This window comes from Sphingobacterium sp. IITKGP-BTPF85, assembly GCF_001006065.1.
Lineage (GTDB): Bacteria > Bacteroidota > Bacteroidia > Sphingobacteriales > Sphingobacteriaceae > Sphingobacterium > Sphingobacterium anhuiense.
The window spans coordinates 1-509 of sequence record NZ_ASZT02000342.1 but is presented as its reverse complement, the minus strand read 5'-3'; the positions used below and the strand labels follow the sequence as shown (position 1 = coordinate 509).

Annotated in this window: 1 protein-coding gene; it reads left to right on the top strand. The window is 32.0% G+C overall.

Going from position 1 to position 509, the window contains the following annotated elements; all coding sequences use genetic code 11:
• The first annotated feature begins 191 nt into the window (after positions 1-191).
• A complete protein-coding gene (locus L950_RS25535) occupies positions 192-494 on the top strand; it encodes a hypothetical protein (RefSeq protein ID WP_021189340.1) in 303 nt (100 codons plus the stop codon).
• The last annotated feature ends 15 nt before the right edge of the window (positions 495-509 follow it).

Here is a 509-nt window from a genome sequence, read left to right as displayed (position 1 = left end):
TTGGCGTATATCCTGTCTTATTTCTAATAAGCAGGGTTCAATCGCTACTGATACAAAATAAAAGTAATAGACAGGGCTCGAATTGGTCTAAAATACGGTAAGCTTTCTTAAAACTGAAATAGGACTTTTAAGGATGCCTTACATAAGATGTTAATCGACTAAATATCAAAGAAAACACTATAAACTTATTTATGACAGAATTTGAAAAACATGCTGATTTAGCATTACGTCTCAATTTAAAGAATGAAGAATTTGATGCTCAACTTTGTATGGGAAAAGCTGACGACTGTTTAAGAGATAATCCTAATCAAATTGCTGAAATTTCAGATTTTAGCATTGTCGGCAATTTATATGCCCGTATGGTTTTTTATGGCTGGAAAAGCAGTCGTATTGCAAACCTGGCTTACTGGGGATTATCAAAGTCTTTAATAAACTCGCAAAAGAATATTGATTTAATAACCACCAGATTATTAGTTATGATATTTGCTCGTTGAACAACTAAAAGAAAT

Coding starts and splice junctions, on each gene's coding strand:
- L950_RS25535 (WP_021189340.1), top strand. CDS start 192: ATGACAGAATTTGAAAAACATGCTGATTTAGCATTACGTCTCAATTTA.